Below are 9716 nucleotides of genomic sequence, written 5' to 3' on the forward strand. Positions count from 1 at the left end.
GCAGACTTCGCCCCGGCCGCGGCGGGCGACGGAGCGGGCAGTGCGGCCGGCGAGGCCGCTGGAGATGCGAGGTCTTCCGGCGGCAGGCTCTGCTCTTCGAGTGCAAGGACTGACGTCGACCCCGAGGCCGCGGCGCGCTGCGCCGTGAACGCGGTCGTCGCCGCCGCGGCGAAGCCCGCAACCGCGATCGCGCATGCCAGCACAATCGGCGCGGTGCGCCCTCTCAGAGCCCTCCGCGCGGAGCAAGGGGTTTCACTTCTCATGAATCGTTAATCGTCGGGCGTCAATCGTTAGGCTCGCGCGGCACGCGTTCCCAGTTGCTTCCTGCCGGAGCGCCGGGCGCAGCGTAATTGTCGGCGGCCGGCGTGGTGGCGCCCGAGGCATGCAACGGACAGACTTGCGTCGGCGCAAGCGCCGTCGGGAACGCTCCTTCTATCACGACGGGACAATTCGGCCCGGCCAGATATCCGGTCAGCGGGTCAACCTTCTCCACCACGATACCGGGCGGCGGGACGAAGTCCAGCGGCGGACGCGACGCCGCGGCGGCCTTCATGAAGTCGGTCCAGGCCGGCAGCGAGGCTTCCGCGCCGGTCAATCCCAATTCCTCCTTTTGATCGAAGCCGGTCCATACGACGGCCAGCAGGTTGGGCGTGAAGCCGGCGAACCAGGCGTCCTTGGAGTCGTTGGTGGTGCCGGTTTTGCCCGCGGCGGGGCGGGTGAAGCCGCGTTTGCGCGCACCCTCGCCGGTGCCGTGATTGATGACCTGCTCGAGCATGAAGTCGATCATGTAGGCGAGTTGCGGTGAAAGCACCTGGCTCGCCTGCAGTTCATGCCCTTCGATCACCTTGCCGTTCTGGTCGACCACCGCCGTGACCGCGTAGGGCTGCACCTCGAGACCGTAGTCGGCCATGATCGAATACGCCTGCGCGATTTGCATCGGCGTGACTTCAATTCCGCCGAGCACGATCGACGGATACGACGGCAGGTCGCCGAAGCCCATCCGCTGGGCCATCGCGCGCACGCGGTCAAGGCCAATCTGGTTGGCCAGACGCGAAGTCGCCGAGTTGAGCGACTCCTCGAGCGCGAACTCCAGCGTCACGCGGCCGAAGTAGCGTTCCTTGTAGTTCTTCGGGCTCCAGCTCATGTTGCCGTAGGTCCAGGTGAACGGCGTGTCGTCGATGTAGGTGGTCGGCAGAAAATGCTCCGGGCCGCCCTCGAGCGTCTCTTCCATCGCGGCCAGGTAGGTGATCGGCTTGAACGCCGACCCCGGCTGGCGCTTGGCCTGCGTGATGCGATCGAACTGGCTCTCGCGGTAGTCGCGCCCGCCCACCATCACCCGGATCTTGCCGCTCTGCGGTTCGATCGCGAACAGCGCCTCCTCGAGCTGATCCTTCTTTTCCTTGCGCTGGAGCGAGGTGTAGCGGCGTTCGAGGTAATCGAGATTGTCGCGCACCGCTTTCTCGCCCAGCTTCTGCGCGTGCACGTCGAGCGTGGTGAAGATTCTAAGCCCCTCGCCGGTCAGGACCTCGGGCGGATAGCGCTCGGCCAGTTCGTGCTTGATGTAATCGACGAAGTAGGGCGCGTCGTTGTTCTCGACGAACGACTCGCGGGGGTGCAGAGGCTCGGTGGCGGCGGTGTCATAAGCGGCCTTGCTGATATAGCCGTCGGCGAGCATCAGGCCCAGCACTTCATTGCGCCGCTGCTCGGCGAGCTGCGGGTGATGCAGCGGATTGAGGCGATTGGGCGAACTTATCATCCCGGCGATCGTCGCCATCTCGCCGATCGTCAGGTTGCGCGGCTCCTTGGAAAAATAGAACTCGGATGCCTCCCATACGCCGTAAATCCCCTCCTGGCCGCGTTGCCCGAGGTAGATGTCGTTGATGTAGTTTTCCAGGATCACTTCCTTGGAATAACGGCGCTCGGCGATATACGCCATCAGGATTTCCTTGAGCTTGCGCCGCCAGTCGCGCTTGCTGGTCAGGAAAAAGTTCTTCATCAGCTGCTGGGTCAGGGTCGAGCCGCCCTGGCGCACTCGATGCGCGGAGAAGTCCACCCACGCCGCCTTGATGATACGGACGACGTCGATGCCATGATGCTCGAAGAAGCGATGGTCCTCGGCCGCGAGGATCGCGTCAACGAGCGCGTCCGGAATCTGGTTTAGCGGCACCAGCCGGCGCTGCTGCCAGCTGCCCTGAAAAATTCCGCTGATCAGTTCCGGCTCGAGTTCCATCGAGTAGAGCGGCTTGCCGGTGAGCGGATCGCGCATCGCCTGCACCGTGTCATGCGGACCGAGTGTCATCTCGACCGCCTCGCCCGGGAACTCGTTGTACGGATAGGCGAAGCTGTGCAGGAAAACGGTCAGGCGATGTTTTTTTTCATCGAGCGAATAGTTGCCGCGCGAAGCGACCTCGGCCGAAGCGACGCGATGGTAGTTGAGGCGCGCCAGGCGCTGGAAGAAACCGAGGTCGTCGAGGCTCTGGCCCGGATAGACGGAGCAGGAATCCGAGTAGATGCGCGACGGGATGTTCCATCGCTTGCCCGAAAAGCGCGTGACGACTTCATTCTCGAGTGCGTTGTAGTAGTTCAGGAACTCGTAGATAAGCGGCGGCAGGGCGAAGAGCATAATCGCCGCGATCGCGAACACGGCTATTTTGAGCGCCCGTTTCATCGCAGACAAAAACGTCCTGCCGTTCGCGCCTGAGCGCCCGGCGCCTGCCCGCCGCCGCGCATCGCCTAACCCTCCGGCTCGAGCGGCACGAAGACAGTGCTGTTGTGACGCCTGATCAGGAGCAGGATCGCCTTGCCTCCGGCGAGCCTGAGTGCGCGCTCGTAGGCGTCGACGTTGCCGACGCCGTGGCGGTTGACCTCGACGATGATATCGCGCGAGTGCAGCCCGGCCTCGTCGGCGGAACTGCCAGGCTCGACCGAATAGACCACCACGCCCTTGCTCTGGCCGAGCCCCATGTCGCGCGCGAGCTTGGGGTCGAGGTCCTTGACCGTGAGGCCGAAGGGCGCCGTACCCTTGGGCAGCGCCCTGGCGGCGGCGATGACGTGGGTCTCGCGCGAGGCCGTGATGGTGACCGGCAGCTCGATATATCTCCTGTCGCGGATGAGCCTCAGCGTCGCGTCATGGCCGAGCGGCGTGCGCGCGACCATCAGGGGCAGCTCGCGCGAGTCTTCGATCGAGACGCCGTCGTAAGCCATGATTACGTCGCCGCGCTTAACCCCCGCAATTTTGGCCGGCCCCTCGCTCAGCACCTCGGCGACCAGCGCGCCGCGCGGCTCCTCGAGCCCCATCGATTCCGCGATCGTGGGCGTGACCCGCTGCACGTAGATTCCGAGCCATCCGCGCACCACCTTGCCGTGGTCGCGCAGCTGCGCGAGCTCTTCCTTCACCAGGTTGACCGGGATGGCGAAGCCGATGCCGGTGTTGGAACCGGTGCGGGTGAAAATCGCGGAGTTTACGCCGACCACCTCTCCGCGAACATTGATTAAAGGGCCGCCCGAGTTGCCCGGATTTATCGCGGCGTCGGTCTGGATGAACTCGTCGTAATTGCCCGGGATGAAGCGACCCTTGGCGCTCACGATCCCGGCGGTCACCGTATGGTCGAAGCCGAACGGGTCGCCGATGGTCATCACCCACTGGCCGACTCTCACTTCGTCAGAGTCGCCGAGAGGCGCCACCGGCAGCTGATGCCTGGCGTTGATTTTCAAAAGCGCGATGTCGGTCTTGGCGTCGCGCCCCGCCACCATAGCCTTGTACTGATTGCCGTCCTTGGTGGTGACTATGACCTCGCGGCCATTTTCGATCACGTGGTCGTTGGTAAGTATATAGCCGGCCGGGTTGATGATGAAACCGGAACCGAGGCTGCGGCCGTGCGGCTCGCCAAACGGCTCGCCGAATTCGTTAAAGGGCTCGTTGCCGCCGCCCTCGCTCCCGCCGCCTTCGCCGCCCTGTCCCGAGTTGTCGCCTTCGCCCTCGGAGGAGGCCGACGGTCCGGCCTGCTCGGTCGAGATATTGACCACGGTGGGGCCGAGTTTGTCCGCCAACGCGACGAAATCGGGCAGGGTCTCGGCCTTGGGCGCGCGCGCCGAGGTAAGCTCGTACCAGAACTGATCGCCGAGCGCCCGTGGCGCCGCGGGTCCGCATATCAGCAGCATCACCGCCGCGAAACAAAGGATGGCGACGTTACCGAACTTCAAAGACATTCGCGCGCTGACCCGGACCCTGGCGAATCAGCCGTTCCGGCGAGCGATTTCAACGTATTTCATTCTAAGGTCAAAGAGAATCGCGTCCAGCAGCGCCTGCTCGTCGCGGTCGAGGTTGCCCCGCGTCTTCTCGCGCAGCATCCCCAGAATGTCGATAAGCTGCTGCGCCATCCCGAGGTCGCGATGCGGCTGGCTGCCGCTGGCGGGGTCGGCCATCTCGCCCAGATGCACCAGCGCCTCGGTCGAAAGGCTCATCAGGAAGGCCCCGAAGTTGATCTCGCCTGCCTGCGCCGCGGCTTCGGCGGACTCGGAGCCTGCCGATCGCGCGGCAGCATATCCCGCGGCCGCGGCCGCCTGCTGCGGGTGAGTGGCCGTCGCGTGATGATGCGGCTCGGCCGCGTCGCGTGTCCCGCCGCCGTGTGCATGACCCGCGGAAGATTCCGCGGCCGCCGGTTCGTCGGCGCCGCTGAACTCCGGCTTAAGCTCGCCCTCGGCGGAAAAGCGCCGGCGGTCCTGTATCTTGAAGCCCTTGGAGCTATCGTCCTCGGATGCCATCGGCCTTAGACCGCCTCCGTATTCGCCATATGCTCGAGGCGCCGGATGCGCTCTTCGAGCGGCGGATGGGTTGAGAAGAGCTTGCTCATCAGACCCTGCGCGCTCAGCGGATTGACGATGAACAGATGGGCTGTCGCCGGCCCGGCGTCCATCGGCATCCGCTCATTGGCGGCTTCGAGCTTGCGCAGCGCGCCGGCGAGGAAGAGCGGATGATGGGTCAGACGCGCACCGCTCGCGTCCGCCTGATACTCGCGCGTACGCGACACCGCGAGCTGAATCAAAGACGCGGCGAGCGGCGCGAGGACCGCCATCAGCAAGAGCTCGATCATGCCGCCGCGGCGGTCGTCGTCGCTGCCGCCGCCAAAGCCGCCGAAAAACGCGCCCCACCTCGCCATCGAGGCCAGGATCATGACCGCGCCGGCCAATGTCGCGGCGATTGAGCTCGTCAGGATATCGCGGTTTATGACGTGAGAAAGCTCATGGCCGAGCACGCCTTTGAGTTCGTCGCGGCTGCAAATCCGCAAAATACCCCGCGTCACTGCGACGGCCGCATGATTCGGATTGCGCCCGGTGGCGAAAGCGTTGGGCGTATCGGTGTCAATCATATACATCCGCGGCACCGGGATGTGCGCTTCGAGCGCCAGCTCCTGGACGATCGAGTAGAGCTCGGGCGCATTCGCCGGGTCCAGCTCCTGCGCGCCGTAGGCCTTCAGCACCATCTTGTCGGAGAACCAGTAGCTGAAGAAATTCATCGCGAGCGCGATAAGGAAGGCGAGTTCCGCGCCGCCGCGGCCGCCCACGACGCCTCCAATGAGGATCAGAAGCCCGGTCAGAGCGCCGAGCAATATGGTGGTTTTGATTGCGCTACGCAGCATAGAGTCCTTTTGCGTAAGGGTAGAAAGCTCCAGTAAATCGGGCGAAATTTGGCGTCGCAGATTGAAATGACTCGGCTCCCTTTGAGGCTACGCCGGGCGATTTTTGCAGTCAACGCGCCCCTGCCCGCGCTCAAACTTAACCATCGATGCGTCCGTTCGCTCCACCGCGCATCCTCTATTTAGCGACGGGATCGGGCCGCTTCAAATTTCGACCTTGCGGTTGACTCCAGCAGCGCGGCAGCCACCTCGGCGGGCGTCAGATCCGCGAGCCTCGGAATCCGCAAAACCCGGACGCGGCCGAGCGGACGCCATCGCTCTGGTTTCGTCGGTCCAAAGATTACCACCCCAGGCGCGCCGGCGGCGGCCGCCAGATGCGATACGCCCGAATCGTTGCCGACAAAGCCGGCCGCTAGATGCGCCAGACCGGCTACCGTGCCGAGCGGCTGATCGCCAAGCCGCGCAATTCCGGATGCAATGAACAGCCGCTCGATCGAAAGCTCGGCGGGACCGATCACGACAAGTGGCTGAAGCCACGCCGGCAGGAGATCGGACAGGGCCGTGAAATTTTCCGCGGGCCAGTTCTTGTAGGCCGCCCCGCTTCCGGGGAAAAGCACGACGACGCGCCTGTTTTCGAGACCGAGCCGCGCAAGCGCCCGCCTCGCCTCGCCGATATCGCAGGGAAGAACGTCAAGACGCGCGTCGGGTACACCGCGGGGTGCTGCCGGACTCTCGCCGATCTCGTCGAGATAGGCGGCGGCGACGTGGCCATCACTCGTCGGACGAAAAGCATGAAAACTGACGGCTCCTGGCGAGGCGGCGGCTTCGAGGCCCCGGCGAAAGCGCGCATCGTCACAGGCAAAGAACGAATAGATGCGCGAGAACGGACGAAAGAATCGCGCCGCATCGGCGAGTCCGGGATCTTCGGCGAAGAGCGCGGCAACCTCGCGCCAATCTATCGAATGACCGCGTGCTATTCGGCTTTGCTCGAAGCCGATTCGATTAACTGCGAAGCGCGCAAGCTCCTCACGCGCCATCAATTCGAGCGCCGCGCCGCGATGGCGCCGCGCGAGCGCGCGCAGCGCCGGAACCAGGCAGACCAGGTCGCCAAGTGCGCCGGGAAAGATGACCAGCACCCGCGCATCCGCGACTCGCTCCGACTCCGACTTGGCCATTGCCGACAATCTACCATCACGGCGCCGCCAGCGGTTCAGCCAAGGCGGCGCTACTCCCGACGCCGAAGCGCGCTGCCGCATGCCGAGTAGTCGCAAAACGCCAGCCGATACGGGTAGAATCGCTCCATGCCGAACAGCGTGGCGCGCTCACCGCTCGAACTCATCGGCCATACCCCCGTGGTGCGGCTAAATCGCCTTCCGGGCAAGGACGACGCCGAAATCTGGGCCAAGCTCGAGAGTTTCAACCCCGGCGGCAGCGTCAAGGACCGGATCTGCGTCGCGATGATCGAAGCGGCAGAGCGCGAGGGACGGCTCAAACCCGGCGAGACCATCGTCGAGCCGACCTCGGGCAACACCGGAATCGGCCTTGCGCTGGTGGCTGCGGTCAAGGGTTACCAGCTTATCCTCACGATGCCCGATACGATGAGCGAGGAACGGCGCTCGCTGCTGGCGGCCTACGGCGCGCGGCTCGTGTTGACGCCCGACACGCGCGGGATGCATGGCGCGATCGCCAAGGCGCAGGACCTGGCGCGCGAAAACCCGCGCTACTTCATGCCACAACAGTTCAGCAACCATGCCAATCCGGACGTACATTACGCAACCACCGGCCCCGAACTCGCGGGCCAGCTCGAGCGGATCGATGCGTTCGTGGCGGGCGTCGGCACGGGCGGCACGATCACCGGCGTCGGACGCTACCTGCGCGAGCATTTCGGCGGACGGCCGTTGATCGTGGCGGTCGAACCGAAGAACTCTCCCGTGCTGGAGGGGGGCGAGCCCGGGTTCCACAAGATTCAGGGAATCGGGGCCGGCTTCGTGCCGCAAAACCTCGACACCAGCATCTATGACGAGATCATCGCGGTGAGCGATGAGGAGGCGACGATACATACGCGCCGCCTCGCCCGCGAAGAGGGATTGCTGGTCGGGATCTCCTCGGGCGCGGCATGCTGCGCGGCGCTGCAGGTGGCAAAGCGGCTTGGACGCGGCAAGATCGTCGCGGCGGTATTCTGCGATACCGGCGAACGCTACCTGACGACCGATCTTTTCCAGGCCGAGGGAATATGAGCGCGATGCGCGCGGAGCCTTTGCGCAAGCTCGACCGGCTGCGAGCGATATTCGCCCCGATGCGCTCGGCGATGGTCGCGTTCTCGGGCGGAGTCGATTCGACGTTCGTTCTGCGCGTCGCGCATGACGTGCTCGGCGAGCGGATGCTGGCGCTCACCACGACCTCGCCTACGATGCCCGACGACGACCGGCGCTCCGCGCTCGAGATGGCGCGGATGATCGGCGCGCGCCACCTGGTCGTCGAATCCAACGAGCTCGAGGTTCCCGGCTACGCCGAGAATCCGCTCAACCGATGCTACCTCTGCAAGCACAACCTGTTCACGGTCTGCGAGGCCAAGGCAGCGGAACTCGGAATCGACGTGATCGTCGACGGACTCAACCTCGACGACCTGCGCGACTATCGCCCTGGAATCAAGGCCGCGGGAGAAAAGCGCGTTCGCCATCCGCTGGTCGAAGCCGAACTGAGCAAGGCCGAGATTCGCGAACTGTCGCGCGCGCTGGGCCTGCCGACCTGGGATCGGCCGGCGTCGCCGTGCCTCTCGTCGCGGTTTCCGTACGGGACGCGGATCACGCCTGAAGGGCTCGAGCAGGTCGAGCGCGGCGAGCGGCTATTGCACGCGATGGGCTTTCGGATAGCGCGCGTGCGCCATCACGGCGAGGTCGCGCGGCTGGAGGTCGAGCAATCGGAAATCGCGCGGCTGCTCGAACCGGCGACGCGCGAAGGCGTCGATCGCGAGTTGCGCAAACTCGGCTTTCGCTTCGTGACCGTCGATCTGAAGGGCTTCCGCTCGGGCTCGCTAAATGAGGGCGTCGCGAGCGCGGCACCCGCTGACTCCATAGCGCCGGGCGGTGCTCGCTAAAGAGCCCGGGGTTTTTAGCCGGCCGAGCTTCGCGCGGCCAGCGCCTTGGCGATTTCGAGATCGGCCGGTGTGGTGATTTTCAGATTCGCGGCGGAGCCTTCGACCACCTCTACTCGCCCACCGCACCGCTCGACCAACTCGGCGTCGTCGGTCGCGGCCCATCGCTCGCTGAACGCGCGCTCATGCGCCGCGATCAGCCGCTCGCGCCTGAAGGCCTGCGGCGTTTGCGCCTGCCATAGTCCCGCGCGCGCAACCGTCGCCGCGATCGTGCGGCCCTCCTCGACGCGTTTCAGCGTGTCGGCGACGGCGACCGCCGCGATCGCGCCGTCGGCGTGCGCTGTCGCTTCGATGCAGGCAGTGAACAGCGCGGGCGTCGCGAACGGACGCGCCGCGTCGTGGACCACGACGACTTCGCTTTCCGCACTCGTGATCCCGAGCGCGATTCTCACCGAATCCTGGCGCTCGGCCCCGCCTGGCACCAGCTTGACCGGAATTTCAACGCGCGCGCGCTCGACTTCGGCGCGCGCCCGCTTCTCCCTCCCGGCCGGCACGGTCACCACCGCCTCTACTGTCACCACCTCTTCGTCGTTCGCGTGGAGCGCGGCGACCGCGCGCAGCGAGTAGTACAGCAGCGATCTTCCGGCGAGTTGCACGAACGCTTTGGGCGTATCCATCCCAAGCCGTGTCCCGCTTCCTGCAGCGACGATTATGACCGAGCATCGCATCAAGGTTCCACGCGCCGCGGCGTCTCTTTCGGCGCGCGGCGCTATCGAGCGTAGCGAATCGGCGTGCGGCAGGGCAAAGAGCGGGCCGTTGCGATGATCGCGGCAAAGAGCAGCGGGAAATCGGCATAGGGGGTAGCGCCGCAGCGCTACTCCCCTGCCACACCACCGGACATGCGGGTCCGCATCCGGCGGTTCGGAAGGTTGAGGTTACTGGGCAAGTCTGGGCACTCCGAGGCGGTCGTAGTAGCGAGTGGTGAG

General features: G+C 65.3%; 9 protein-coding genes. 2 read left to right on the forward strand and 7 right to left on the reverse strand.

Features of this window, described 5'->3' with window-relative positions; translation table 11 throughout:
* From VMI09_04240 to VMI09_04265, 6 genes are all read right to left on the reverse strand, one after another.
* Positions 1-203, reverse strand: a 203-nt coding sequence (locus VMI09_04240) for a hypothetical protein (GenBank protein HTQ23880.1), incomplete at its 3' end; no start/stop codon positions are given.
* Positions 204-283: 80 nt separating this feature from the next.
* On the reverse strand, positions 284-2668 hold the full coding sequence (locus VMI09_04245) for a PBP1A family penicillin-binding protein (protein ID HTQ23881.1): 2385 nt from the start codon (positions 2666-2668) through the stop codon (positions 284-286).
* A 65-nt stretch (positions 2669-2733) separates the two neighbouring features.
* Positions 2734-4203, reverse strand: coding sequence for a Do family serine endopeptidase (locus VMI09_04250; GenBank protein ID HTQ23882.1), 1470 nt, complete (start codon positions 4201-4203; stop codon positions 2734-2736).
* 33 nt (positions 4204-4236) lie between these two features.
* Entirely contained in the window at positions 4237-4764 is a 528-nt protein-coding gene (locus tag VMI09_04255; protein HTQ23883.1) for a DUF1844 domain-containing protein, read from the reverse strand.
* A gap of 5 nt (positions 4765-4769) precedes the next feature.
* Positions 4770-5639, reverse strand: a complete 870-nt coding sequence (htpX, locus tag VMI09_04260) for a zinc metalloprotease HtpX (GenBank protein HTQ23884.1) — start codon at positions 5637-5639, stop codon at positions 4770-4772.
* Between the two features lie 179 nt (positions 5640-5818).
* Positions 5819-6811 (reverse strand): glycosyltransferase family 9 protein, encoded by a 993-nt coding sequence (locus VMI09_04265; GenBank protein ID HTQ23885.1) that lies wholly within the window; start codon positions 6809-6811, stop codon positions 5819-5821.
* A 126-nt stretch (positions 6812-6937) separates the two neighbouring features.
* On the opposite strand from VMI09_04265, the gene cysK reads away from it, so the two are divergent.
* Positions 6938-7873 carry a cysteine synthase A gene (cysK, locus tag VMI09_04270; protein ID HTQ23886.1) on the forward strand — a complete coding sequence of 312 codons (936 nt, stop codon included), beginning with the start codon at positions 6938-6940 and terminating at the stop codon, positions 7871-7873.
* Positions 7870-8733: an ATP-dependent sacrificial sulfur transferase LarE gene (gene larE / locus VMI09_04275; protein ID HTQ23887.1), complete on the forward strand. Its 864-nt coding sequence runs from the start codon at positions 7870-7872 to the stop codon at positions 8731-8733. Before cysK ends, larE begins: the two co-directional genes overlap by 4 nt.
* A gap of 14 nt (positions 8734-8747) precedes the next feature.
* On the opposite strand, the gene ispD is transcribed toward larE, so the two are convergent.
* Complete coding sequence (gene ispD, locus VMI09_04280) at positions 8748-9458, reverse strand: 2-C-methyl-D-erythritol 4-phosphate cytidylyltransferase (GenBank protein HTQ23888.1); 711 nt, start codon at positions 9456-9458, stop codon at positions 8748-8750.
* Positions 9459-9716: the final 258 nt, after the last annotated feature.

The organism is Candidatus Binataceae bacterium, assembly GCA_035500095.1.
Lineage (GTDB): Bacteria > Desulfobacterota > Binatia > Binatales > Binataceae > JAKAVN01.